At 59.8% G+C, this 25505-nt stretch carries 21 protein-coding genes; 11 read left to right on the top strand and 10 right to left on the bottom strand.

The features are described from left to right. Positions 1-94 precede the first annotated feature (94 nt). Entirely contained in the window at positions 95-1276 is a 1182-nt protein-coding gene (locus LPB405_RS05000; protein ID WP_219100382.1) for an ABC transporter permease, read from the bottom strand. A 156-nt stretch (positions 1277-1432) separates the two neighbouring features. On the opposite strand from LPB405_RS05000, the gene LPB405_RS04995 reads away from it, so the two are divergent. After that, on the top strand, positions 1433-2056 hold the full coding sequence (locus LPB405_RS04995; RefSeq protein WP_219100380.1) for a TetR/AcrR family transcriptional regulator: 624 nt from the start codon (positions 1433-1435) through the stop codon (positions 2054-2056). Between the two features lie 112 nt (positions 2057-2168). Beyond that, positions 2169-3278, top strand: a complete 1110-nt coding sequence (locus tag LPB405_RS04990; protein WP_219100378.1) for a sucrase ferredoxin — start codon at positions 2169-2171, stop codon at positions 3276-3278. A gap of 182 nt (positions 3279-3460) precedes the next feature. On the opposite strand, the gene LPB405_RS04985 is transcribed toward LPB405_RS04990, so the two are convergent. The 3 genes from LPB405_RS04985 to LPB405_RS04975 form a co-directional block, all read right to left on the bottom strand. Further along, positions 3461-5122, bottom strand: coding sequence for an NAD-dependent succinate-semialdehyde dehydrogenase (locus LPB405_RS04985; RefSeq protein ID WP_219100376.1), 1662 nt, complete (start codon positions 5120-5122; stop codon positions 3461-3463). 343 nt (positions 5123-5465) lie between these two features. Continuing rightward, complete coding sequence (locus tag LPB405_RS04980) at positions 5466-7070, bottom strand: glycerophosphodiester phosphodiesterase (RefSeq protein ID WP_044150004.1); 1605 nt, start codon at positions 7068-7070, stop codon at positions 5466-5468. Between the two features lie 390 nt (positions 7071-7460). Further along, positions 7461-7973 (bottom strand): PTS sugar transporter subunit IIA, encoded by a 513-nt coding sequence (locus LPB405_RS04975; RefSeq protein ID WP_044150002.1) that lies wholly within the window; start codon positions 7971-7973, stop codon positions 7461-7463. 339 nt (positions 7974-8312) lie between these two features. Between LPB405_RS04975 and LPB405_RS04970 the strand changes: the two genes are divergently transcribed. After that, positions 8313-8894 (top strand): arsenic metallochaperone ArsD family protein, encoded by a 582-nt coding sequence (locus LPB405_RS04970; RefSeq protein ID WP_219100374.1) that lies wholly within the window; start codon positions 8313-8315, stop codon positions 8892-8894. Positions 8895-9077: 183 nt separating this feature from the next. Here the strand turns inward: LPB405_RS04970 and fbaA are convergent, their stop codons facing one another. Continuing rightward, positions 9078-10103 (bottom strand): class II fructose-bisphosphate aldolase, encoded by a 1026-nt coding sequence (gene fbaA, locus LPB405_RS04965; RefSeq protein WP_012902702.1) that lies wholly within the window; start codon positions 10101-10103, stop codon positions 9078-9080. A 263-nt stretch (positions 10104-10366) separates the two neighbouring features. On the opposite strand from fbaA, the gene LPB405_RS04960 reads away from it, so the two are divergent. The 3 genes from LPB405_RS04960 (at position 10367) to LPB405_RS04950 (ending at position 13995) form a co-directional block, all read left to right on the top strand. Next, positions 10367-10753, top strand: coding sequence for a hypothetical protein (locus tag LPB405_RS04960; protein WP_012902700.1), 387 nt, complete (start codon positions 10367-10369; stop codon positions 10751-10753). A gap of 306 nt (positions 10754-11059) precedes the next feature. Next, complete coding sequence (locus tag LPB405_RS04955; protein WP_219100372.1) at positions 11060-12661, top strand: amino acid permease; 1602 nt, start codon at positions 11060-11062, stop codon at positions 12659-12661. 281 nt (positions 12662-12942) lie between these two features. Beyond that, positions 12943-13995, top strand: a complete 1053-nt coding sequence (locus LPB405_RS04950) for an ornithine cyclodeaminase (RefSeq protein WP_049326800.1) — start codon at positions 12943-12945, stop codon at positions 13993-13995. Positions 13996-14184: 189 nt separating this feature from the next. Here LPB405_RS04950 and LPB405_RS04945 read toward each other — a convergent pair whose 3' ends face one another. The 5 genes from LPB405_RS04945 to LPB405_RS04925 all read right to left on the bottom strand — a co-directional run bounded on the left by LPB405_RS04945 (position 14185) and on the right by LPB405_RS04925 (position 18726). Further along, positions 14185-15000, bottom strand: a complete 816-nt coding sequence (locus tag LPB405_RS04945) for a hypothetical protein (protein WP_070819227.1) — start codon at positions 14998-15000, stop codon at positions 14185-14187. A gap of 265 nt (positions 15001-15265) precedes the next feature. Continuing rightward, entirely contained in the window at positions 15266-16027 is a 762-nt protein-coding gene (locus tag LPB405_RS04940) for a TrmH family RNA methyltransferase (protein ID WP_257604848.1), read from the bottom strand. A gap of 123 nt (positions 16028-16150) precedes the next feature. Then, positions 16151-16732 carry an orotate phosphoribosyltransferase gene (gene pyrE / locus LPB405_RS04935; RefSeq protein WP_219100370.1) on the bottom strand — a complete coding sequence of 194 codons (582 nt, stop codon included), beginning with the start codon at positions 16730-16732 and terminating at the stop codon, positions 16151-16153. 65 nt (positions 16733-16797) lie between these two features. Further along, on the bottom strand, positions 16798-18366 hold the full coding sequence (locus tag LPB405_RS04930; protein WP_219100368.1) for an anthranilate synthase component I family protein: 1569 nt from the start codon (positions 18364-18366) through the stop codon (positions 16798-16800). Between the two features lie 27 nt (positions 18367-18393). Then, positions 18394-18726 (bottom strand): rhodanese-like domain-containing protein, encoded by a 333-nt coding sequence (locus LPB405_RS04925; RefSeq protein WP_049326803.1) that lies wholly within the window; start codon positions 18724-18726, stop codon positions 18394-18396. Between the two features lie 308 nt (positions 18727-19034). On the opposite strand from LPB405_RS04925, the gene LPB405_RS04920 reads away from it, so the two are divergent. From LPB405_RS04920 to LPB405_RS04900, 5 genes are all read left to right on the top strand, one after another. Beyond that, positions 19035-20495 (top strand): peptide MFS transporter, encoded by a 1461-nt coding sequence (locus tag LPB405_RS04920; protein ID WP_219100366.1) that lies wholly within the window; start codon positions 19035-19037, stop codon positions 20493-20495. 332 nt (positions 20496-20827) lie between these two features. Next, the gene (locus tag LPB405_RS04915; protein WP_219100364.1) at positions 20828-22018 is read left to right on the top strand and encodes a Fic family protein; all 1191 of its coding nucleotides are present in this window, start codon (positions 20828-20830) and stop codon (positions 22016-22018) included. A gap of 247 nt (positions 22019-22265) precedes the next feature. Next, entirely contained in the window at positions 22266-22790 is a 525-nt protein-coding gene (locus LPB405_RS04910) for a DUF4242 domain-containing protein (RefSeq protein WP_012902691.1), read from the top strand. Positions 22791-22820: 30 nt separating this feature from the next. After that, positions 22821-23906: an acyl-CoA dehydrogenase family protein gene (locus LPB405_RS04905; RefSeq protein ID WP_219100362.1), complete on the top strand. Its 1086-nt coding sequence runs from the start codon at positions 22821-22823 to the stop codon at positions 23904-23906. A 256-nt stretch (positions 23907-24162) separates the two neighbouring features. After that, entirely contained in the window at positions 24163-25497 is a 1335-nt protein-coding gene (locus LPB405_RS04900) for a uracil-xanthine permease family protein (RefSeq protein ID WP_219100358.1), read from the top strand. The last annotated feature ends 8 nt before the right edge of the window (positions 25498-25505 follow it).

The following is a 25505-nucleotide window of genomic DNA, read 5'->3' as shown; positions in this document are numbered from 1 at the left end:
TGCCGTGTTCAGTGAACACGGCACACACCCTTCTTACGTTGCACCGGCTATATTTTTACCGGCTACACTGCACCGGCGGTCTAACCCGCGGCGCTTATGCCTCCACCTTTGCGGGGCGGCGCTCCTTCAGCGCCCAGCCGATGACACCGGCGAGCAGACCGAAGGCAATCCAAGAGCCGAGCACCAGCCACTGGCCGCTCGTTGCAGCCTCCGGGAAGTACGCGATGGAACGCAGCAGGGTCGAGGAGGCACCCGGCACCATCATCTGACCGATAGCACCCCAGGCACCGGGCAGGAATACGCTCGGCATGCTTGCGCCGGAAATCGGGTTGCCAATGAACATGGTGACGACGGCACCCAGGCCCAGGCCTGCGGCGGGGACGAACAGGCTACCGAGGCCAATCATGAAGGATGCGGTGGCAAGGTAGGTGGCACCGAAAGCAGCCCACAGGGTTGCAAAGTCACCGGGGATGAAACCGAACCAGGTGCTCAGGATCAGGGTGGTGAGTGCGCCACCAATCACGGCGTAGAGGCTAGCGGTGGCGAAGCGACGCCAGGTGCCCTTGATGAGGGTCAGGGACAGTACACCGCCAAGGGTTCCGCCCATGACCAGGGGGAATGCGGCGATTGCGAGGCCGTTACCGGAGCTGTCGCTTTCGCTCAGGGGCACTACGGCGGTGGTCTTCACGGTCATGGCGGAGGCCTTTTCAGCTTCCGCCTTCATCTGCTCCAGCTGAGCGGCAGCCTGTGCGCCCTGCTCACCGCCGGCCTGCACCGCCTGGGTGAGGGCTTCGGTCTTAGCGGCGAGTGCCTGCTGCTGAATTTGTGCATTCAGCTGGGTGGCGACGCCGTTGAGCATCTGGGTTGCGGCGGCGTTGGCGGCGGGAGCGGTAAGAACTTCGGGGGCGGCGCCTTCGGTGAAGACGATAGCGCCGTAGGTTTCGCGCTGCTTGATTTGGTTTTCGGCGTCTTCGCGGGAGGTGGCCTGCTTCAGGTCGAAGGTTTCGATGCCGCGGTCTTTGAGGGATTGCTCAAATTGGCTGACGGTCACTTCAGGGCCGGTGATGGAGACGGGCAGGTTTTTCGCTTCCATGGTTTTGGTGGGCCATGTGAAGGCGAGGATAACAACCGCAACGATCAGGGATGCCAGCAGTGAGGTGCTGATGACCTTAATCCAGGAGGAGCGCTCGGGGGTTTCTGCCGGGGTCTTGGTGGTAGTGGGGTTGGTGGCGCTCACCGATTCTGCGGTGGGCGCGGTGGTGGGTTCGTTGCTCATGACAACCTCCAAACAAAATGTCTGTTTCGTTTACGGGATAGAACTCTACTCCCGTTTTTGACCGAGCGCAAACACAATAGCCATTTTGTTTACAAAGTCACAAAAAGAATTTCCATTGTGTTTGTAAGTTTTATGCCAACTCCCTAGACTGGAACCATGCCCCGACTAACAGAAGCCACCAAAGCCGCACGCCGAGCCCAAATCATCGAAGCAGCCATCGCCTGCTTTATCGAACGCGGCTACACCAACACCTCCATGAGCGACATCATCAAAGCCTCCGGGCTGTCCTCCGGATCCATCTACTCGCACTTCACCGGCAAAGAAGACATCCTCATCAGCGCCATCAACGAGCGACTCACCAGCATTAAGGCACTCTACGCCGCGCTCCCCGAAGGCGCCGGCCCCCAGGACATTCTCGAAACCATCTACACCAACCAGATGATTAACGAGAACTTCTCCGCCATGCTGCGCATCCGCCTTGAGTCGCTCCACGCACCCGAAATCGCCAGGGCAACCGCGGACACGATTCCTCTACTACAGAGCATCATCGCAAAGGCCCTCACCCCCTGGGCGGTCGAACAGCTGCGCGTTCTGCACGAAATCAACCCCGACCCGGCACAGCGCACCCCCAAGCAGGAGGCGCTCATCGCCGACTACGCCCGCGACCATGCAGACGCCTTCATGATGGTTTTCCAGGGGTACATGCTCCGCTCCTTCATCGGTAACACCGAAGAGAAGGACCGCCTCTACCGCGTCGCTTTGGCGCTTCTTCCTGAGTAGTTGACCGACCGATAGCCCCTAAAATCACCCTTAGGTGGTTGTTTTTTAGCATTTAGACCGCACAGGGGCAACATAAGGCATTCACATCCTGCAGGCGTAGAATCGAGGAACTATGACTGAATCCTGCACCCCCGCAACCCCCGAGCCGCGCGCCAGCGACCCCTCCGAGCTGAAGAATCTGCGTGCCGCACACGCGGACGAGCTCTCATCCCGCACGCGTGCCACGAGCATCCCGGCGGACTCCTGCTCCCTCTATGACGACGAGGCACTCGGCGGCACTGCCGGACGCGCCACCGCCTGGCTGGCGCTCGAACACGTGGGTCAGTGGGGCCGCGATGTACTGGATGGATCCGCCCTCGGTGAGGAACTCTCTGCCGCACTGGGCGAGGCAGTCTCGCAGGCGGGGCTGAAGTTCCTACTCATCCGCCAGGTGGGCAGGGAAGGGCGCGTACTGCACGGCGCGCCGGATGCATCCGGCAACCCGACTCACCGGGTACTCTACGCACTCTGCACCCCCGGTGAGGAGAAGCTCTACTCGTTCAGCGTGAGCAACCCCGAGCAGCTACTCAACCTGCCGCTAGACAACCCGCAGGAGTTGATTCAGGCGACCGGCGCGGAGCTCATGGACTCCCCCGCTATTCTCGTGTGCACCCACTCTAAGCGTGACCGTTGCTGCGCACTGCGCGGCCGACCCATTGCGGCGCACCTGGCGGATATCCTGCCGGGTAATGCGGTCTGGGAGTGCTCGCATACGGGCGGTCACCGCTTTGCCCCGGTCGGCATTGTGCTGCCCACCGGCTACACCTACGGTCGCCTCTCGGAGCCTTCGGCGCTGGCGGCGTACCTATCGCTGGCGGGCCGTGATATTCCGTCGCTGCACGGTCTGCGTGGTCGCAGCACGGATACCCCGGTGGAGCAGGCGGCGGAGGTTGCCGTGCGCCTTGAACTGGAGAAAAAGGGTGAAGAAGTAACCTCTGGAGGTTTGGTTTCACGTGAAACATCGGCAACGGAGGCACTGAGCGCACTCCGCGAGGCGGGCATTGAGCCCCCGGTAAATTTCTCCGAGCATCCCACCCTGGAGGCGACACTCACCACCCACACCGACGGACGCACCTGGGTCACCTTCTTCGAGCGGGTCACCCTTGAGCCGCGCCCCAACTCCTGCGGCAAGGGTCCCGCAGATGCTTTCAGCCGCGAGCTGCTCGCGCTGCGTCAGCTCTAGGTGGTGCCAGTTCTATGCGGCGCCAATTCTAGGTAGCGCCAGCTCTAGCACCCGCGCATGTGTAGACAGCACAAAGCCCCAGCGGGCACCTTCTCGGGTACCCGCCGGGGCTTCGCTGTATTCAGGGTTCACTGTATCCAGGGTTCAGCGTATTCAGGGTTCACCGTACCCGGCAAACAGGCTTACCCGGCGAACGGGTTCGGCGCGCCGATGTACTGCAGCTCGGTGTACTCCTCCAGACCCTCGGGGCCGCCCTCGCGACCCATGCCGGACTGCTTCACACCACCGAAGGGGGCTGCCGCATTCGAGATGACGCCGGAGTTGTAGCCGATCAGGCCGAACTCGAGTCCTGCCGCCATGCGCGTAAAGCGCGGGTGGTTGCTCGTGTACACGTACGCCGCCAGGCCGTACTCGGTGTCGTTGGCGAGCTTCAGGGCGGTGCGTTCACCCTCCTCACCGTAGCCGCCGAACGTGGCAATCGGGGCGACGGGGCCGAAAATTTCTTCACGCCACACGCGCATCGAATCGGTCACGCCGGTCAGCACGGTGGGGGTCACGAAGTTGCCCTTGTTCAGGTTCTTGGGCATGCCGCCGGTATCGCTCGGAACATTTTCTGCAAGCTCGGGAATGTACCCGCCGCAGGCGAGGAGCGCACCCTTACCCAGGGCATCTTCCACCATAAAAAGCATGGATTCAACCGCTGAAGGTTGAATTAGCGGTCCACAGTCGGTTCCATCAACGGTTCCGTCACCCACAACGGTCGCCTCCATGCGCTCCACGAAGGCGCGGGTGAACTCTTCGGCAATGTCCTCGTGCACAATGAATCGGTTAGCGGCGGTGCACGCCTCGCCCATGTTCCTCATCTTCGCCGCGTAGGCGCCCTCCACGGCGGCGGGGATGTCCGCGTCCTCAAAGACGATGAACGGTGCGTTGCCGCCCAGCTCCATGGAGGTGCGCAGAACGTTCTGCGAAGCCTGCGCGAGCAGGGTGCGGCCCACGGCGGTGGAGCCGGTGAACGAGACCTTCCGCAGGCGGTCATCAGCCATCAGCGCGGAGACAACCTCACCGGTGCGGGAGGTGGTCACCACGTTCAGCACGCCGTCCGGCAGGCCCGCCTCACGCATCAGGGACGCGAAGTACAGGGAGCTGAGCGGGGTCAGGGAGGCGGGCTTGAGTACCGCGGTGCAGCCCGCCGCGAGCGCCGGGGCGACCTTGCGTGCCGCCATGGCGAGCGGGAAGTTCCAGGGGGTGATGAGCAGGCAGGGGCCGACGGGGCGGCGTACGGTGGTGATCTGTAGCCCGGATTCGGGGGCGGTGGCGGTGCGGCCGAAGTTGCGGGCGGCTTCTTCGGCGTACCAGCGCAGGTAGTTCGCGGCGTAGGCAACCTCGCCGCGGGACTGGTCGAGGGGCTTGCCCATTTCGAGGGTCATGAGTCGGGCGATGACTTCGGTGCGCTGCGTCATGAGCGTGTAGGCGCGGTTGAGGATGTCGGCGCGTTCGCGGACGCTGGTTGCCACCCAGGAGGCGCGGGCGTCGCAGGCGGCGTCGAGTGCTTCGATACCCTGTTCGACGCTGGCGTCGGCGACGTGCGCGAGGATTTGGCCGCAGGAGGGGTTGTGCACGGGGAAGGAGCCGTTGTCGCCGGTGACCCAGGTGCCGCCGAGGAGCAGGTCGGTGGGCACGTAGAAGAAGGGGTAGGAGGGCCGCTCGTAGGGGTCGATGGGTTCGAGCTGCGGCATGTTGAAGCTGTGCATGTGCGGTTCGGTGCGGCCTCGCAGCTGGGCGGACTTCGCGGCGGGATTCTCTGCGGGCTTCTCGGTGGAGCTTTCGGGTGAGGTGGTCATGGCGTGCCTTTCGGGTTGGGGCGGCCGGTGCGGTCGACTCTGACGCTTTTAATTCTAGTCCCGAGTTGGTTCTCATTCCCGGGCACGCCGAAGGGGGCCGCATCCGCGTTGGATACGACCCCCTTCGGGTGGATTCCTCGGGTAGATTCTTCAGGTGGATTCTCACTCGGCGCGCGAGCGCCTAGCTAATAATCATGGGCCGAGAATTATGGAGCTAGGAATTATGGAAAGCGTTGCCCGGAAGGGATGCTCGGTGTTACATCCGCTCTGCCCGGTACCCGCGCCTTCACCGCTTAGCGGGCGGTGAGGCGGGCACCCAGGTGGACTAGGCCCACCGGTCCTCTCAAATCCAGGACTGACGTGCCTCGATTCGAGTCAGCTCCAGAGGACCGCCATCGTTGGTGCCGTGGAAGCGGCCGAAGTGTACGTACGGGCCGCGGTAGGCGCTGTGGTTGATGGGGCTGGAGTATTGGCCGTTGACCGTGTAGTAGAAGCTGTTCTTGTTCACCACAATCTTGCAGTTCAGTGCCTGGCCGGTGGTGACCTTCTGGCGCAGCTTCATGGTGTGCAGCACGCGCGGGCTGGTCTGCTTGGGTTCGAAGCAGAGAATCTGCGCTACGGAGTTGCCGCGGTAGTTGGGGCGGATGGCGAGCACGTAGGTGCCGTCTTCCTGGTTTGCGGCGAACTTCTTGCCGATGCCGAAGGGGCCGTCGTGTTCGCGACCGAAAGCGACGTAGCCGTAGTGGCCGTCCTGCTGCGGCAGTGCACCGGTCCACTTCATGGAGAAGTCGAGGGTGTACTTTTCGCGGGTGGTGTAGTTCGCCAGCGGGCCGAGCAGTACGGATTCGTCGTAGCGCTGGTTGTGCACGATGGCTACGCCGGTCAGGTCGGGCATGTCCGCTGCGACGGAGGGGTCGGCGGGCAGCATGCCGTGGGGACGCTTGCCGGTCTTGATCTTGACGCTGGAGTCGAAGGGGTCACCGATTACCCAGTAGGGGTCGGGGCACATGAAGCCCTTCACGCCCAGTGCCTTGTACTTTTCGTAGGCGGAGCGGCGGTGGATTTCCCAGACGATGACTGCCTTGCCGAGGCCGGTGAGGGCGCGTACGTTCTCTTCGCTCATGGAGCCCTGGGAAGCGCCGGTCGGCTTCTCGTAGTAGGGTACGCCGATGGCGTCCACGTTTTCGTGGCGTGCCATTGCGGAAATCTTATCGATGGGGTCGCCGCCGTCGAAGTAGCACCAGGTGGCACAGCCTGCGGAGTTGGCAAGCTTCAGGTAGCGGGAGGTGGGCTTGAAGCCGCCGCTGCCGTCACGGTACATCTTGATGACGGTGCGGCGCTGCAGGCCGCGTTCGGTGATGAACTTGACGAGGCCTGCCTGTGCGGGGCCGTCCTTCGCTTCGAGGAACAGTACGACCTTCTTGCCGCCGACGGAGGCATATTCGCCGCCTGCGGGTACGGCGTCAACGGCTGCGATGGCTTCTTCGAGGGTGGGGATGTTGTACAGGTCGGTCTTTTCGCCCAGGTTCTTGCGCATGTTGACCTTGTGCTGGCGCAGTTCGGCGAGGGTGTGGCCGCGCACGTCCATGGATGCGCCGGTGGTGCGCTTGATGTTGGTGTCGTGCATGCAGACGAACTGGCCGTCGCTGGTGGTGCGTACGGAAATTTCGACGGCGAGGGCGCCGCGGCGTACGGACTCTGCGTAGGCGTAGGCGGTGTGCTCGGGGCTGATGTTGCCGGCACCGCGGTGGGCGATGAAGAATTCATCGGTCTTGTAGAGCAGCTGATGTGCGGGGGAGCCGCTGTGTACTGCCGCGAGCTGTGCGCGGGTGTTGGCTGCGGCGTGGGCTTCGCCTGCCTGGAGCATGAGGGCGGCGGGCGCCAGAGTGGAGGCGCCAATGAAGCCGCGGCGGCTCAGATTCTTGGAGATCTTCGGGAATGCAGTCACCGTAGTGGTCCTTTTTTCGTTTATGAGTTGAGCGTAATGTGTGTGGTTGGTCATTGAAGTTTTGGTTTATAGCTGAGGGTCCGGATTCTCTCAACTCAAACTACAACTCTATGTAGGATAACGATTTTTTATCGGTGATTCACTGCGTTTACAGGAAAATAGGGTATTATGTGCGCCTCATTCTTACCCGCTGTGTAATGCGGGTGAATGTGTTCCTCCTTTTCCGCCGCTTTTAATAGCGGCATTTCATGCGGCGTTAAAAAATTTCTCGTGTAACGAAAAAAGCCGCGCCCACAGACCGATTGAGCCTGCAGGACGCGACCTTTTGCGTTAAGTATTTTCGCGGGTTTTCACCGCAGTTGAAGCTGAGCTATTTTTCGCTGGTTCAGCTTACTTCTTGGATGCCTGAGCGACGCGGTCACCGGCTGCGACGGGGCGACGAGACTCAGAGTCCTTGGAGATGTTGAACTTTGCGGTGTTGGTAATCATCACCATGGTTTCCTTGGAGGGGATGCGGCCCTCGATAGCTGCCCAGTCGACCTCGATAATGGGTGCGCCTGCCTCAACCTTGTCACCTACGTTAGCGAGCTTGGTGAAGCCGTCGCCGCCGAGCTCAACGGTGTCGATACCGATGTGGACCAGTACCTCACCGCCGTTTTCAGTGCGGAGCATGAATGCGTGCAGGGTGTCCTGAATCAGTGCAATGGTGCCTGCAACGGGTGCGACGATGGTGCCTGCGGTGGGGTTCACTGCGTAGCCGTCGCCCATAACGCCCTGAGAGAAAACGGGGTCGGAGACTTCGCTCAGCGGCAGGTACTCGCCGGTAGCAGGTGCGACGTAGACGTCTGCGGACGATGCTTCCTGTGCGGCAGCTTCCTTCTTCTTCTTGCCGAAACCGAACATGTATGCTCCTTCTGGTCGTGTTGCGCTATGAATAGCGTGTATTTGTAGCGCTGATGCGTCCGCGTCGGATGCGGGCGTCGTTGCCTTCTTGGTTTCACACCGGGCGGCGCCTGCCTGAATTGCAGGGTTCGCACACTCCGGTGCATATGCACTCAGAATACAACACCTAAACCCGTAGCTCACGAGCTGAGGGTCATTCGACTCGAATTCTGCAAATATTCCGCAAATCTGGAACTTCAACTCACACTTCTGCACTCTTGAGGTCGCGAGTACACTTAGTGAAGGACTGGCACCCCTCCCCCCGAGCCGGTGCCCATAAGAGAGAAAAGGCTGAAACTGATGACTGAAGCGGCTGAGACCGTTCTTGAAGTATTTATTCCGGGTCCCGGCGAGAACCCGGAGGATCCGCAGGATATGGAGCGTTCCATCTTCCTGGGTGCCGCGCAGGAGGCGCTGGATTCGGGCGTGGACATTGAGGTGTACTCCACCGACTCCTACCCTTCCGCATTTGAAGAGTGCGCACCCGTGGCGGAGCAGATTGAGATGAACGGCCGCGAGGTTCTGCCGCTCATGCTCGTCAACGGTGAGGTGAAGGTGTCCTTCTCCTACCCGACTGCCGAGCAGATTAAGCGATTCTCCCGCGCACACCTGGTCGCCCAGCCGAAGGCGAACGCGGCAGCGGCTGCGTGCGGCCCGTCCGGTTCCCCGGCGGCGTCGATGATCCCGAACCTGAGCGGCGAACCCGCCGGTTTCGCGGCAACCCTGGCGGGTAAGGCACCCCAGCCGGTCGGCGGCCCCGAAATCGGCAACCGCGTGAACCTCATGGGTGGCGACACTGGCGACGGTATCCCCACCTCCGGTTCGGTGGCTGTGAAGTCCGGCGGCTGCGGATGCGGTGGTTGCGGCTGCGGCGGCAAGTAAACCCGCCCCTGTCGGCAACGAGCGCCTGGCTCACCCGGTTCTAACTCGCCCGGTTCTAAAACTACATAAGCAAAGAGCGGTGCCCGCCTCCTCGTGATGAGGAAGCGGGCACCGCTTTCGCTTAACGAAGCTTAGGTTCACACCCGGCAGCACCTACGGGAGCTGCGGCGGGCGAACAGCACCTTACTTGATGGAGGTACCGACGGAACCGAGCTGCTGGCAAGCCTCGACCACGCGTGCGGCCATGCCTGCCTCTGCAGCTGCACCCCAAACGCGGGGGTCGTAGGTCTTCTTGTTGCCGACCTCGCCGTCAACCTTCAGCACACCGTCGTAGTTGCTGAACATGTGGCCAGCAACGGGGCGGGTGAATGCGTACTGGGTGTCGGTGTCGATGTTCATCTTGATAACACCGTAGGACACTGCGTCTGCAATCTCCTGCTCGGTGGAGCCGGAGCCACCGTGGAAGACCAGGTAGAAGGGCTTGTCGCCCTTGCCGTACTTAGCGCCGACCTCGGTCTGGATTTCCTTGAGCAGCTCGGGGCGCAGGTGAACGTTACCGGGCTTGTACACGCCGTGAACGTTACCGAAGGTCAGAGCAGCCATGTAGGTGCCCTTCTCGCCCAGGCCGATTGCCTCAACGGTCTTGATTGCGTCTGCAACGGTGGTGTACAGGGAGTCGTCGATAGCGCCTTCAACGCCGTCTTCCTCGCCACCAACGGCACCAATCTCAACCTCGAGAACGAGCTTTGCCTTGGAGGTACGCTCGATCAGCTCAGCAGCAATCTTCAGGTTCTCGTCCAGGTCGATTGCGGAGCCGTCCCACATGTGGGAGTTGAAGATGGGGTCTTCACCGCGAGCAACAGCCTTCTCGGACTCTGCCAGCAGGGGCAGGACGAAGCCTTCCAGCTTGTCCTTGGGGCAGTGGTCGGTGTGCAGTGCAATGTTCACGTCGTACTGCTTAGCAACTTCGCGTGCGTATGCTGCGAAGGCCAGGGAGCCAACGACCATGTCCTTCTTGGAAGCGCCGGACCAGTATGCTGCACCACCGGTGGATGCCTGGATGATGCCGTCCGAGCCAGCCTCTGCGAAGCCGCGGATTGCAGCATTCAGGGTCTGGGAGGAGGTCACGTTCACTGCGGGGTACGCGAAGCCCTTTTCCTTCGCGGTCTGCAGCATTTCTGCGTAAACTTCGGGGGTTGCAATAGCCATATGCTGACTCCTTGGATAGATGCGACCGGTTACCGATGCTGGGCCGGTTCACCATATTTTGTTGGCGCGCGAGACGCCTCCTACTCGCACTATTTTACCAAGATACGACTTATTTATCGTTAATTTTTTGTGGGTTTTTTTGGGTTTACTGCAGCGAAATTTCCGCGAATTACCGCGGTAAAGTAGAGGTGTTAATGACTTGATGTCTTCTGTGCGTGCAGGGCAGCGTACACATCACCCGGACGCGATGAAAGGAACCTCCCATGAGCAAGGCGAGCGCTAAAAATAATCCAAAACAGCTCGACGCGAAACGTGAGAAGCGTGCCCGCCAGGCGCAGCGTCGTGCTGAGCGTGAGCATCCGAATGCGGCGGCTATTGCCCCGGTGCGCGCCCAGTTGGATGAGATTCTGGAGCGTAAGAGTCGGCATGTTTTGGGGCATGGCGATATGGCGAAATCCCTTGAGTTGATGGAGAAAATGCGTGATGAGGGTGCGAGTGACCACGAGATTGATGTGGCGCTTGCGGAGGCGAAGCTCCCCTCGGTCGTGCAGGTGGGCCGTAAGTCGTTGATGCGTTGGCCGAGCTGGTGGTGGTTGAATCGTCGTGAGCGCGCGTTGCGGGCGAAGATTGACCGCCTGATGGAGGGCTAAGCCCCCGTTTTGAATAGGTTGTGAGAGCACCCCGTTGTGGGTGCTCTTGTGCTGTGCGGTGGTGGGGTAATTGATTTTTTGGACTCAGGGTTCAATTAATCTATTTCACAAAACAATGAAAACCACACAATACAACATGAACCAAATATATTCATAAGATATGCATTATATGTATATAAATTATTACGTGATGTGAGTTATATTTACCTAAATTACCGTGCTATAGTCGTTACAACCCGCAGACGTGTTCCCAACCACATTTCGTGTAGCACGTGCTTCAGACGTAACTATCCAAGGAGGCATAGCGTGAGCACCTCACCGAACAAGAACCCGCAGACTTCTGCAGCGGATCAATACACTAAGCCCCCCACAGACGACCCGTTCGCACACGAACAGGAAGGCTTCCACAAGGGGCTTGGCGCACGTCAGCTCCAGATGATCGCCATCGGTTCCGCTATCGGTACCGGCCTGTTCCTGGGCACCGGTAGCCGTCTGCAGGACGCGGGCCCCATGCTCGCCGTCATCTACGCCGTCATCGGCTTCTTCGGCTACCTGATCCTTCGAGCCCTCGGCGAGCTGATTCTTCACCGCCCCTCCTCGGGCTCCTTCGTCTCGTACACCCGCGAATTCTACGGCGAAAAGGCCGCATTCGTATCCGGATGGCTGTACTGGCTGAACTGGGCAATGACCGCCGTTGCAGACGCCACCGCTATCGCTATCTACATCAGCTGGTTCGGTCGATACAACCAGTTCTTCGCAGATATTCCCCAGTGGCTTAGCGCATTCATCGTCGTTATCGTCACCGTGGCTCTGAACCTCATCTCCGTGAAGATCTTCGGTGAGCTGGAATTCTGGTTCGCACTCATTAAGATCCTTGCCCTGCTGTCCTTCATGGCGGTAGGTATCTGGTACCTGGTCTTCGGTGAACCCATCAACGGCGTCACCCCCGGACTGAGCCTTATCGCAGCCAATGACGGCTTCTTCCCCAACGGCATTCTCCCCGCTCTGATTGTGGTTCAGGGCGTTGTGTTCGCCTACGCCGGTATTGAGCTGGTCGGCACCACCAGTGGTGAAACCAAGAACGTTGAGAAGGTTATCCCCCGCGCTATCAACACCGTGATCTGGCGTATTGCGATCTTCTACGTTGGTTCCGTGGTTCTGCTCTGCCTGCTCATGCCCTACACCGCATACAAGGACGCAGAGTCGCCGTTCGTGACCTTCTTCGACGCTATCGGCATTGATGGTACCGCACCGATTATGCAGCTGGTCGTTATTACCGCGGCTGCTTCCTCGCTGAACGCTGGCCTGTACTCCACCGGCCGTATCCTCCACTCGATGGGTGTTGCCGGTTCGGCACCGAAGTTCACCACCAAGGTGTCCCGCTCCGGTGTTCCGGTGGCAGGTATTCTGCTCACCGGTGTGATTGGCCTCTTCGGTGTTGTGCTGAACTTCTTCGTTCCCGAGCAGGCGTTCGAGGTCGTGCTGAACATCGCATCCGTGGGCACCATGGCTAGCTGGGCGGCTATCGCAATGTCGCACCAGAAGTACCTGAAGCTGGTCGGCGAGGGCAAGTACAAGCGCCCCAACTACCGTGCACCCGGCGGTCGTTTCAGCGACTGGGCTGTGATGGCCTTCCTGGCTATTGTGCTGGTGCTGATGGCTCTGGATTACCCGGTCGGCACCTACACCCTGGCATCGCTGCTGCTGGTTATCCCGCTGCTGATTATCGGCTGGTACACGGTTCGTGACCGCGTCAACGAGATTGCTCGCGTCCGTGAAGGCTACACCGGTTCCGTGCCTGTGATTGCTGCCCGCCCCGTGGTGAAGAAGCTCGTTTCGGAGCCTCGTACCCACATTGACCTGGATGATCTGGACATTGAGGACGAGGACAAGCCGAAGGGTAGCTAACCCGACCGGTTGCCTCCAATCCCGGTGATATCCCGGTGGCGGCGAATGAGGGGGTTCTAGACCCTAGCCGCTAGACCCTAGCCAATAGAGTCTGGAACCCCCTCCCTGCCCGTCTTTCCGTGTTCGCTTCCGTATTACATCCGTGTAATACATAAAGCAAAGTACATATTTACAGCATTTCTAATACGGTGTGTCCTGCAATATATTTTGAGATAATAGATATCCGCAGTGACCACCAGATGCACAAAGAAGTTTTGTGCAGATATTCAAAGGAGAAAATCATGACTGAACGTCCTAGCGCACACGCGGTGGAATTTGTTGACGTCGCCTCGATGGCGAAGTGGATTCAGAAGGACGGCGTAGGCAACATCATTGCCGGCATGGTCGACTTCCTCGAAGAAGACTTCAAGAAGTGGCAGAGCTTCGACAAAATCCCGCGCGTCGCCTCCCACACCCCCTTCGGTGTGATTGAGCTGATGCCCACCTCCGACAACATTACCTACTCCTTCAAGTACGTGAACGGCCACCCGTCGAACCCGGCGCGCGGCTTCCAGACCGTGACCGCGTTCGGTTTGCTCGCTGACGTGGATAACGGCTACCCCGTGTTCCTGGCTGAGATGACCCTGCTGACCGCGCTGCGTACCGCTGGCGTGTCCGCCATGGTTGCTAAGCACCTGGCACGCAAGGATTCGAAGAAGATGGCGATGATTGGTACCGGCTCTCAGTCTGAGTTCCAGGCGCTGGGTATGCGCGCGGTGCTCGGCATTGAGGACCTGTCCGTCTACGACATTGATCCGCACGCGATGGAGAAGTTCCGCCGCAACCTGGAGCCGCTGGGCTTCCGCATCCACCTGGCTAAGGACGTGGACGAGGCTGTTGAGGGTGCAGACATTATTACCACCTGCACCGCCGATAAGCAGCAGGCGAAGGTTCTGCTGGACCGCCAGGTAAAGCCCGGCGTGCACCTGAACGCTATTGGTGGCGACTGCCCCGGCAAGACTGAGCTGGAAAGCGAAATTCTGGACCGCTCCACCGTGTTCGTTGAGTTCCCGCCCCAGACCCGCATTGAGGGCGAAATTCAGCAGAAGGACCCGGACTTCCCCGTGGTGGAGTTCTGGAAGGTACTGACCGGCGAGGAGCCCGGCCGCGTCTCGGATGAGCAGATTACCCTGTTCGACTCGGTGGGCTTCGCAATTGCTGACTTCTCGGGTCTGCGTTATGCCCGTGCGGCTACGCAGGACACCGACCTGCAGCAGTTCATTGACCTGGTTGCTAGCCCGGATGATCCGAAGGATCTGTACTCGCTGGTGAACGTTAACGTTCCGGTGGGCTAAAGGGCTAAGTAACCTGACGCTGAGTGGCCTTGAGCTGGCGGGCCTGTAGGTGCGCCAGCATGGGCTGCGAGGTTGAGAGTGAATAAAGTGAGGGCCGGGGAGTGGTGACACTCCCCGGCTCCTTCTTGTGAAATTTGCTTGTGGGCATTCTGCGGCTGGTTCGCCCGTTCTGCCCTTCAGCGGGTGTGGCTACTGGTGGGTGGCGATAATTTCGCGCGCCTTCGCTATCTTCGCATCACGATCGGCCTTCAATTCATTCAGCAGCGCCTGATTCTTCTCAATCAAAGGTCCCTGATAGGACGCCTCAATATCACCCAGACGCTGAGCCAACCTCACCTTCTCACTACATTGAGCTTCAATGATTGCCAGGCGGATAACCTCCTCCAACACTTTGGGATCATCAGCATTCAGATTGGCCGTTTCTTTGCTCGTCCATTCACCGTCCCCGGTGCGAGGCGTCAACCCTTCCTGACGCTGGCAGTCCCACCAATCTGAGCGGGCTTTCTTCCATTCAGGGTCAGCCTGCGCACGCTGGTACGCTTCGCCACTGATACGACCGACGGGGCGGTACTTTTTCTCATCAGCCTCATCAAAATAGAGCATATCCAGTTCTTCCCGATGCTCTTCGCGGCAGCTGGCCCTGACGTCTTCAGGGATGCTCTCATAAATCCTTTCCTGCTCTTCTCTGACTTTGCTGGACGTAAAATGATTCGCCGCATGCTTCACGTTCCAGGAGCCGTACTGGGAGGCGTTGCCAGAAACCAAGCCGTTTTCTAGAATTTCAAAATCGTATCCCTTTTTCGCATAGCACTCTTTAAGAATCAACAAATACGCCCTATATGTTATATCTAGGGCCTGGTCACTCATGTCGTATTCATCGAGCGGAAGAGTAATGTAGTTATTTTCAAAATCCAGCTGGGCTTTGAGGCTAGTATCTTTAGGCGCAGCGGCGCAAGAACTTAAAGCTAAAGCAAAGCAGGCGAACAGAGCAGCAGATTTCTTCATTGTTACCGACTCCTTTCAGGGGAATGACGTCGCGGTCATTCATATGCACAACCCGCAACCATTGGCGAGCCGAAGCCAGGAAATCCATCGCATACCCTAAACCGAAATTGATAGTGCGATTCTCACATCTCCTGTGATTTGCGTTAACACTAACACGCCTAGATAATTTCATGCGTGGTTTAAGCCACCCAAACCACAACGAAAAAGGTTCCGACGCGCACACAACGCATCGGAACCTTTAAACACCTCATAAACAGCCACCGAACTACGACGGAATCTGGCCAAACACATGGCGGCGAACCCACGCATGCATCGCAATACCCGCAGCCGTCGCCGCATTCATCGAACGCGTTGACCCAAACTGCTCAATCGACAGAGTATCCCTAGCCGCCGCATGCAACTCCTCCGACAAACCCGGGCCCTCCTGACCAAAAACCAGCACACACCTCTTCGGCAGATCATACGTCTCCAGGGGCACCGAATCCGGAAAAATATCAATACCAATAATTTCCAGACCCTCAGCCTGCGCCCACGCCACAAAATCCTCAATCGTCGGATGATGACGCACATGCTGATAACGATCCGTCACCATCGCACCACGACGATTCCAACGGCGACGCCCAATAATATGGACCTCCTTCGCCAACATCGCATTCGCCGTGCGTACCACCGTGCCAATATTCAAATCATGCTGCCAATTCTCAATCGCCACATGAAAATCATGGCGGCGCGTATCCAGGTCAGCAATAATCGCGTCCATCGACCAGTAACGGTACTTATCCACCACGTTACGGCGGTCGCCCTCACGTAGCAGCTCCTCATCCCAATGGTCGCCCTCAGGCCACGGACCCTCCCACGGGCCCACACCCACCTCAAAACGGGCAGTACCCTGCTCAGTACCCTCAACAGCCTCAGCTACAGCCGCCTCCGCAGGCACAGCCTCAGCAGGTACAGCCTCAGCCGCATCACGATTCTCAACCATCACAACCACCTTCACGCCAACAACCAGCACCACTCCGGCGCCCACAGAGCCATCTTACAGACAAAAACCCGCACCACCAGCCACACACAGTAGCCAGCGGCACGGGTTCACCCGCCGCAACGGGAACGTCTTAAAAATTCACGAGGTCCTAGTCCAAGCCAGCAGAGACTAGTCCAGGCCCAGCTCATCCTTCGAGTACGCGTACAGGCACGGGACGCCCGCAACCTCTTCCACATGCTCCTTAGCGCCGGTCGCACGGTCAACAATCACAGCAACCGCCACAACCTCAGCGCCAGCCTTACGCAGTGCCTCAACAGCAGTCAGCGCCGAACCACCGGTCGTGGAGGTGTCCTCAACAGCAACCACGCGGCGACCCTCAACGCTCGGGCCCTCCACCTGACGGCCCATGCCGTAAGACTTCTGAGCCTTACGCACCACAAACGCGTCAATCGCACGGTCCTGATCACCAGCGGCACGCATAATCGCGGTACCCACCGGGTCAGCACCCATGGTCAGGCCGCCAGCAGCCTCAAACTCGATGCCGTTCTTATCCAGCAGGTCCAGCATGACCTGACCCACCAGGCGAGAAGCCTCGTGGTGCAGAGTGATGCGGCGCAGGTCAACGTAGTAGTCGGCTTCCTTGCCGGAGGCGAGGACCACGTGCCCGCGCACCACAGCCAGCTCAATAATTAGCTGGCGCAGGCGTTCACGGGCTTCTTCAATGGGGAGGTTTTCAGAAAGCTTAGTCATAGTTCCAGTGTAGCGGCTCACGTCCAGGCGGCGCAGGCTATTCCCTGTGCTATTCCAGCGCCAGGTTATTCCACCACGCGACCCACCGACGGCGGCAACGCGGCGCGCAGCTTCGTCAGCATCTCCTCATACTCGGCGGTCGGGTCGGAATCAGCCACGATAGCGCCACCGGCAGCAAGAGTCACCGTGCCATCATCGTGCGCCACGAGCGTGCGAATCACAATCGACAGGTTCGCCGAACCATCCGCCGACACAAAGCCCAAAGTACCCGAATACACGCCGCGAGCGCGACCCTCCAGACCCTCAATAATCTGCATGGTCGAGGGCTTCGGAGCACCAGTCATCGAACCGCCCGGGAAGCACGCCCGCGCGGCAGCCACCGCGGAAATTCCCTCGCGCAGGCGCGAGCTGACCGTAGACACCAGCTGATGCACCGTCGAATAGCTCTCCACGCCCATGAGCACCGGCACGCGCACGGACGCCGGGTCAGACACCGTGGACAGGTCATTACGCAGCAAATCCACAATCATAAGGTTCTCGGCGCGGGTCTTCTCATCGGTACGCAACCAGGCTGCGGCAGCCTCATCTTCTTCCGGGGTGGCACCGCGAGCAATCGTGCCCTTAATCGGTTTCGTCTGGGCATTACGCTGCTCATCCACACTCAAAAAACGCTCCGGCGAGGAAGAAAGCACCGAAAAATCACCGCACCGCAGATACGCCGCATACGGCGCCGCATTGTGGGCGCGCTGGCGGCGGTACAGCTCAAAGAAAAGCTCCGGGCTCGGATTCTGGATGCGCGCGTTCGTCTGCGCGGTCAGGCACACCTCGTAGCTGTTACCCTCGTAGATTTCGTGCTGACTAGCGCGAACGGCGTCCATGTAGGCTTCCGCGGCGGGTGCCGGGAAGAGCAGAGGCTCAGTAAGCTCGGGGGCATTGCCGGGATTATTTACGGGGGTATTTTTGGAGGCGCACTCCCCCGCCGCGCTCAGCAGCCGCTCCGCCGCCTCACACCACGGCTCATCCCCCACCAGCCAGCTACGCGCCGCACCACCAGGGCGGGCATGCTCATGCACCAGGTAACGGACCGTCGGCAACCACAGGGAATCCGGGGTCGGCGCCTCATACGCCGGCAGGTAACCCGGCACCGGGTGGCCGTGCTCCATGCCCATGGCGGCACGCGCCTCATAGCCGAAATAGCCCACGTAACCGCCACGCAAACCCGCGGGCAGACCGGTTGCCGCCGCGGTATCCGGGTGCACGCGCGGTGCGCAGGCGAGCGCCGCCTCCAACTGGGCGAAGGGATCTTCCCCGCCAGACTCAGCCGCCGCACGCGCCGAATCCACGCGCAGGGGCGACAGCTGCGCCGGGACCACACCCACATACGAGGCGACCGACATGGGCGACTCCTCGCGCGCCGAATCCAGCCAGAAGGAATACTCGGCACCACCGGCCAGCAGCGGGTACGCCTCCTCGCAGTTCACTGCGAAAGGAAGCGGGCGCACGACAAGCTCCCGCGTCTGCGCATCCCACGGGATGCTCTGCAGAATACTCGGCAGGGCATGCGGGGAGGCAGGAGCGGGAGCGTTCGGGGTAGAAAAAATACGGTCCGCGGAAGTTTCAGTCACGGACTCCATTGTATGGCGTGCAGGCGAACTGGCGGTTTAGTGAACGACTGCGGGTGCTTCGCCGTTCTCGCTGGTCATCGGCAGACCGGCAGCGAACCATGCGCTGGTGCCGCCCGCAATGTTGTGTGCGGCGTAGCCGTGCTCGCGCAGGAAGGTTGCCGCGCGGTTCGAACGGCCGCCGCCGTGGCAGATGACGTAGAAGTCTTCACCGGGTGCGGGCAGCTCAGCCAGACGCTCAGCGAGGGTGCCGAGGGTGATGTGCTTAGCGCCGGTCGCGTGGCCACCCTCCCACTCGTAGTCTTCACGCACGTCGATGATGGTTGCGCCTGCGGGAACGTCGCGGGGGTCAACCTGGGGTACAGCGGTCATGGGGTTCTCCTTTGAAATGATTAAAAATGAGCCGATCGGCACGACGGGGTGCCGGGTGGGCATAGTTGTGGTTCCACTCTATCGCGTTGGGGGTGTGGGGCGCATCTAGCCCGGTATTTGGGGGTTTGTGAGATTCGGAAGCGGTTCATACGAAAAAATCGAAATGGTTTTTCATGCACTACATATAAAGTAACCATCCGTAATACAAGCACATTCATGTATACATATGCACCCATAAGGGTATAGACTTAAATACATATTGCCCGGGTCACATAGAATTCCGGGCTCGACAGAAAAGATTTTCCACCATGTCTCACACCATCACAGGTGCCGAACCCAAGGAAACCAAGACCTTCTTCGGCCACCCGCGCATGCTCGCGAACCTGTTCACCGTAGAAATGTGGGAGCGCTTCTCCTTCTACGGCATGCAGGGCATCATGATCTACTACCTGTACTACACCGCCGACAAGGGCGGCCTGGGCCTCGACAAGGACCTCGCCACCGGCGTTATCGGCGCGTACGGTGCAGTCGTGTACCTCATGGCAATTCTTGGCGGCATCCTCGGTGACCGCCTCCTCGGCCCCGAGCGTACCCTCTTCTACTCCGCCATCGGCATCATGGCGGGTCACATCTCCCTCTCCCTCATCCCCGGCATTCCGGGTGTAGTGATTGGTCTGCTGCTGGTCGCTATCGGTTCCGGTGGTTTGAAGAGCAACGCCTCCGTGCTCGTCGGCTCCCTCTACGCAGATAACGACCACCGCCGCGACGCGGGCTTCACCATCTTCTACATCGGCGTGAACACCGGCGCACTGCTTGGCCCGATCCTGACCGGTTGGGGCTGGAGCACCGGCGGTTTCCACCTCGGATTTGGCCTGGCTGCTATCGGTATGGCTGCCGGCCTGATTCAGTACTCGCTGACCCGCAAGAACCTGCCCGCCTCCGTACACCACGTGGGCACCCCCTTCACCAGCGCTCAGAAGCGTAACTTCTTCCTGGCACTGGTCGGTATCGTGGTCGTTCTCGGTATCCTGCTGGCAACCGGCCTGATGACCGCAGACAACCTCAAGAACTGGGTCATGGGCTTCATCTTCATCGGCGCTATCGCCCTGTTCGCTCAGCTGCTGACCGCTAAGGACGTCACCGCGGATGAGCGTTCCCGCGTCACCGCATTCATTCCCCTGTGGATTGCAAACGCCGTGTTCTGGGCACTGTACCAGCAGCAGTTCACCGTCATGGCGGTGTACTCGGATGAGCGCCTCAACTGGAACATCCTGGGCATGGAACTGAGCCCGAACCTGGTCAACTCCATCAACCCAATCTTCATCATTATCTTCGGCATGATGTTCTCCGCCCTGTGGACCAAATGGGGTGAACGTCAGCCGGTGACCACCGTGAAGTTCTCCGCAGCGCTGATTATTATTGGCCTGGCGTTCTGGATCTTCCTCGCTCAGGCGGGCGTTCAGAGCGTGAACGTCGGCTGGATTGTGCTGATTCTATTCGTCTGCACCATCGCTGAACTGATTATTTCCCCGGTGGGCATTTCGCTGGCGACCAAGCTCGCACCGAAGGCGCACCGCGTGAACATGATGGCGCTGTACTTCACCTCCGTGGCAATGGGTACCGTGCTGTCGGGTTGGCTGGCTCAGTTCTACAGCATGGAAACTGAAGTTCCCTACTTCACCTGGATGGGTATTATCACCATCGCGACCGGTGTGCTGCTGTTCCTGGTGCACAAGCCGGTTCAGAAGATGATGCGCGGCGTGAAGTAGCCACAAAGTTGCTTATCTACACTGCCAACTCGCTGCTTCGGGCAGCGTGAGCGTGTAGATGTGAGGGCCCAGAATCCTTGAATTACCAAGGGTTCGGGGCCCTTACTATACGCCCTGGTACATGCTCCAGTGTATGCCCCGGTGTATGCTCCCGGCAGTCGGAGCCCCGGAATGTCGAGGGGGGTTCAGGAGGGGCGTTCGGAGCATGTTCCTTAATGAGACAATCCGCGCAGATTTTCTTATTAAGCGCCTTAATAAGAAAATTGAAGTGTATTGTCTTATTAAGACCCCTCAAGCACGACCAGCATTAACGACACCCAGGAGGAGGAACCATGCCCTCAGCCACCACCTGGCCCGCCCTCACATGGGAGCCGCAAACCCCCTTGGTTCACCGGGACGCCCTCGCCTCCCGACGCGCAACGCGCCGCAACTCCGGCACCTTCTCCAGCGCCGTACCCGCTTCCATTGCCGCACTCAACGTCGAACTCAGCCCCGCACTGCGAGCGCGCCTCCAGGAGAACGCCACCGCAATGACCCGCTTCGATGAGCGGCTCCACCACATCGGCGGCATCCCCTTCTCCGCGGTTCTTCTGCGTGGCGAATCCGCCTCCAGCTCGCAGATCGAAAACCTCACCGTTAGTGCCCGCAAGCTCTCACTGGCTGTCCTGGGTGCAAGCGGGTCGAAAGTTGGCGTTAACGCCGAGCTGGTGGCACGCAACGTTCACGCCATGCGTGCAGCCCTGAACACCGCAGAAAACATTAGCGTCGATAACATCCTCGCCATGCACCGTGAACTGACCCGCGGCCTGCAGCAAGACTCCGGTGTACTCCGCACCCAGTGGGTGTGGATTAAGGGCGATTCGCCGGTAACCGCCGACTATGTGGCGCCGCATCACGAGAGGGTTCCTGCCGCCCTCGAAGACCTTGTAGCCTTCATGAACCGCCGCGATATTGACCCCCTCGCGCAGGCGGCTATCGCGCACGCCCAATTTGAAACGATCCACCCCTTCACCGACGGCAACGGCCGAACCGGGCGCGCCCTCATCTCCGCGCTCCTGCTCGCCCGCGGGGTCACCCGCCACGTGATTCTGCCCGTCTCCTCCGGGCTGTTGCACGATACCGAAGGGTACATTCAGGCGCTCACCGACTACCGTGCAGGCGATGCCGAGCCCATCATCGAGCTCTTCATCAACGCCGCGCAGAAGGCAATCACCAACGCAGAAATCCTGGCGCAAGACATTGAAACCCTGCGTGATGAGGTGCTGTCCATTGCCCAGCGTAAAACCCCTCTCCTGCGTTCCCTCACCGACCTGTGCTGCACCGAGCCCGCCTTCACCGCACACATGGTGGAGGAGCACACGCAGGGGTCCCGAGCTAGTGTGTATCGCCTCCTCAACCGCATGGTGGAGTTGCAGATTCTGCGTGAAGAACGCGTCAAAATTCAGGGGCAAAAAGTGTGGACTGTCTCCGCCCTCAACCGCGCCCTCGATGACTTTGCGGCACGAGCAGGACGGCGCGGATAGATGCGCCATCGGGTTCGATAACCCGCGTAAAAATTCTGCGGCCGTAGGCGGGTTGCCGCGCGCGGAACTGTGACGATTTATGTCTCCGCGTGAACACACATGACGAAATACAGGGTCAAAAAGGACGCATTAAGCCACGAACAGAAATCTATTAGACAGTCTTCAACCACAGGTCTAAGGTGAATCCATAACGAGCCGGAAAACCCCTTCCGACACGACCCACCAACCCTTAGCCGAGGAGAAAAACATGGCACTTTATCTGGTAGAACTGACCCCCGCACAGCCGTCCAAGGACGAAGCAACCGCACTCATCGAGACCGTCAACTCGTCCCTGACCAACGGCGCCGAGCTCATCGAAACCCAGGTCTCCGCAGACCACAAGATCGTCTTCGTCATCGTCGAATCCGAGAACACCGCATTCGGCCCCGACCTCGCCGCAGCAATCGGTGAGCGCGCATCCGTCGCAGGCCCCGACGCAGTCCGCCTGGTCGGCGCAGAGCTCGAAGACATCAAGAAACTCAAGAAGGACGCAGACTACCTGGTTGAGTGGGACATCCCCGCAGAAATCACCATGGAACAGTACCTGACCCGCAAGAAGGCAAACGCCCCCAAGTACGCTGAAGTACCCGAGGTTTCCTTCCTGCGCACCTACGTTCGCGAAGACACCGCAAAGTGCCTCTGCTTCTACGACGCACCCGACGAAGAAGCTGTTGTGCGCGCCCGTAAGGCCGTCAGCACTCCCATCGACCGACTGTTCAAGCTGCACGCATAGACGCGATGCTCCCCGCTTAGGAGAAACCCCATGTCCGAGTTCACCCTCGAACCCCTCTACGACTACCCCCAGCGCGAGCAGGTGCTCGCACTCGCCCGAACCCACGCTAGCGCGGTTGACCGTGGCGAGCGTTCCCCCTTCGAGAACCTGCGCGAAATCGCTAAGGACGGCCTGATTACCCTGGGCCGTGACGGCGGCTCCCTGGTCCCCCAGGTTTCGGTAGCGTTCGACCTTGCCACCGAGGATGCCTCCACGGCGTTCTCCCTGTGGGCTCACCGCTCCACCATCGCGTTCTTTGACGCTGTGGGCCGCGAGCTGCCCGAGGGTCTGGCGGATGCAACCGTCAGCGGCACCACCGCGATGGCGGCAGCGTACAAGGAGGCTTCGGGCCTGGCACCGATCAAGGTGGAGGGCACTCTCGTTGAGGGCGGTCTGAAGCTGAACGGTTCCGTGTCGTGGGCGTCGAACCTGTACCCGGGCGGCGTGATTGTTCTTCCGGTGGCTGTGCAGAACGCCCCGGAGAGCCACCCGAACCGCTACATCGTGACGGTTCGCCAGAACGTTGAGGGTCTGAGCGTTGACTACCACCGCAACCTGTTGGCGCTGAACGGCACCGAGTCTGGCACTCTGAAGTTCGAGGACGTTTTCGTTCCGAGCGAGGACATTCTGAGCGACAATATTGAGGCGTTCCTGCACGATGTGACCGCGCCGTTCCTGCTGGTTCAGTCGTCGTTCTGCCTGGGTCTTGCCGCTGGCGCCCTGCAGGAGGCTGCTAAGCACCTGGACGTCTCTCAGGGCGTGTTCCGCCCGGAGTTCCCGCTGATTCTGACGGAGTACCAGAGCCTGCGTGAGGAACTGGTTCGCCTGGCGTCTGAGCCGGAGCGTGCTGAGCGTCGTGACCTGCTGAGCTTGCGTTTGGGTGTTTCGCACTTTGCAACCATTGCTACTCACTTTGAGCTGCAGGTTGTTGGAGGCGCCGGTTACGTGGCTACTTCCCCGACTGCTCGTCGCCTGCGTGAGGCGTCGTTCCTGCCGGTTCAGTCGCCGACCGAGGGTCACCTGCGTTATGAGCTGGCACGTTACGATCACTTGGATAACCTGCGTGACGCTCTCTAAGCTCATGAGCTGTGTGTAGCGAGTGTTTTTATTCGCTCTTTGCATCAATACCCCGTATATGCTTTAAACCGCATATACGGGGTATTGATGCATTTTGGGCTATATACGGGATACCGCGCCCACAATAAAAGAATATACGCCCCAATTAACGTATCCCTGCTCATATTTACAGCCGTTTAGCTGTGACCTACACCTGTATACGCGTAGAATTATGTGGAATTTTATACACCACCACATTCACCTCAGGAGCTCCCCTTTGAGCATCTCTAAACTTCTCGGCTTTGACTGGTCGGTTCACGGCGACGGCCGAAGCATTAAGCCCGGTTCCTTCGTCGCCCCGAACGAGCGCCTCGCCTGGCCAATTACTATCGGCATTGGCGCGCAGCACGTGGTTGCAATGTTCGGCGCAACCTTCCTCGTGCCGATTATTACCGGCTTCCCGCCGGCAACCACCCTGTTCTTCTCGGGTATCGGCACGGTCCTGTTCCTGCTGATTACCCGCGGTCGCGTCCCCTCCTACCTGGGTTCTTCGTTTGCGTTCATTGCGCCCCTGGCGGCTGCCATGAACTCGCACGGCCCCGCTGGTGCCCTCGGCGGTATCGTCATGGCGGGTATCGCGCTGTTCCTGGTCGGTCTGATTGTTCAGTTCGCTGGCACCGGCTGGCTGACCAAGCTCATGCCGCCGGTCGTCACCGGTTCGATTGTGGCGCTGATTGGTTTCAACCTGGCAAAGAGCGCTAAGGACAACTTCATGGTGGCACCGGTGACCGCACTGGTGACCCTGTGCTCCATCATCCTGATTTCGGTGCTCTTCAAGGGCATTATTGGTCGCCTGTCCATCCTGCTGGGTGTGGGCATCGGCTACATTACCGCTGTGATTCGCGGCGAGGTCGACTTCTCTAAGATTGATACGGCTGTGCAGACTCAGGGCATCATCGGTCTGCCGCACTTCCAGACCCCCGAGTTCCACTGGGAGCTCGCTGGCCTGTTCATCCCCGTGATTCTGGTGCTTGTGGCTGAAAACATTGGCCACGTGAAGTCTGTGGCTCAGATGAGCGGCGAAAACCTGGACGACTACTCCGGTCGCGCTCTCATGGCGGACGGCCTGGCAACCACCATCGCCGGTTTCGGTGGCGGTTCCGGTACTACCACCTACGCTGAGAACATCGGCGTGATGGCAGCGACCAAGGTGTACTCCACCGCAGCATACTGGGTGGCTGCTATCTTCGCGATTGCCCTGTCGCTCCTCCCGGGCTTCGGCGCGGCTATTGCGTCTGTTCCCGCGGGTGTTCTGGGTGGTGCCGCAACCGTTCTGTACGGCATGATCGGTATGCTCGGTGTGCGCATCTGGAGCGAGAGCCGCGTGAACTTCTCGAACCAGATCAACCTGACCACCGCCGCTGTGGCGCTGATTGTGGGTATTGCGGACTACACCTGGACCTTCGGCCAGATGACCTTCGCCGGTATTGCCCTGGGTACCGCTGCGACCCTGATTATCTTCCACCTGATGACCTTCATTGCGAAGTACACGAAGGCTGCTGGTGACCCGCTGGAGCCCTTCGACCCTGAGAAGAGCACTGAGGTGCACTAGGCGCCCGA

This window comes from Rothia mucilaginosa (assembly GCF_019334805.1).
In the GTDB taxonomy this organism is placed as follows: domain Bacteria; phylum Actinomycetota; class Actinomycetes; order Actinomycetales; family Micrococcaceae; genus Rothia; species Rothia mucilaginosa_C.
This window is presented reverse-complemented; position numbering and strand designations above follow the sequence as displayed.

Coding starts and splice junctions, on each gene's coding strand:
- LPB405_RS05000 (WP_219100382.1), bottom strand. CDS start 1,276: ATGAGCAACGAACCCACCACCGCGCCCACCGCAGAATCGGTGAGCGCC.
- LPB405_RS04995 (WP_219100380.1), top strand. CDS start 1,433: ATGCCCCGACTAACAGAAGCCACCAAAGCCGCACGCCGAGCCCAAATC.
- LPB405_RS04990 (WP_219100378.1), top strand. CDS start 2,169: ATGACTGAATCCTGCACCCCCGCAACCCCCGAGCCGCGCGCCAGCGAC.
- LPB405_RS04985 (WP_219100376.1), bottom strand. CDS start 5,122: ATGACCACCTCACCCGAAAGCTCCACCGAGAAGCCCGCAGAGAATCCC.
- LPB405_RS04975 (WP_044150002.1), bottom strand. CDS start 7,973: ATGTTCGGTTTCGGCAAGAAGAAGAAGGAAGCTGCCGCACAGGAAGCA.
- LPB405_RS04970 (WP_219100374.1), top strand. CDS start 8,313: ATGACTGAAGCGGCTGAGACCGTTCTTGAAGTATTTATTCCGGGTCCC.
- fbaA (WP_012902702.1), bottom strand. CDS start 10,103: ATGGCTATTGCAACCCCCGAAGTTTACGCAGAAATGCTGCAGACCGCG.
- LPB405_RS04960 (WP_012902700.1), top strand. CDS start 10,367: ATGAGCAAGGCGAGCGCTAAAAATAATCCAAAACAGCTCGACGCGAAA.
- LPB405_RS04950 (WP_049326800.1), top strand. CDS start 12,943: ATGACTGAACGTCCTAGCGCACACGCGGTGGAATTTGTTGACGTCGCC.
- LPB405_RS04945 (WP_070819227.1), bottom strand. CDS start 15,000: ATGAAGAAATCTGCTGCTCTGTTCGCCTGCTTTGCTTTAGCTTTAAGT.
- pyrE (WP_219100370.1), bottom strand. CDS start 16,732: ATGACTAAGCTTTCTGAAAACCTCCCCATTGAAGAAGCCCGTGAACGC.
- LPB405_RS04930 (WP_219100368.1), bottom strand. CDS start 18,366: ATGGAGTCCGTGACTGAAACTTCCGCGGACCGTATTTTTTCTACCCCG.
- LPB405_RS04925 (WP_049326803.1), bottom strand. CDS start 18,726: ATGACCGCTGTACCCCAGGTTGACCCCCGCGACGTTCCCGCAGGCGCA.
- LPB405_RS04920 (WP_219100366.1), top strand. CDS start 19,035: ATGTCTCACACCATCACAGGTGCCGAACCCAAGGAAACCAAGACCTTC.
- LPB405_RS04915 (WP_219100364.1), top strand. CDS start 20,828: ATGCCCTCAGCCACCACCTGGCCCGCCCTCACATGGGAGCCGCAAACC.
- LPB405_RS04910 (WP_012902691.1), top strand. CDS start 22,266: ATGGCACTTTATCTGGTAGAACTGACCCCCGCACAGCCGTCCAAGGAC.
- LPB405_RS04905 (WP_219100362.1), top strand. CDS start 22,821: ATGTCCGAGTTCACCCTCGAACCCCTCTACGACTACCCCCAGCGCGAG.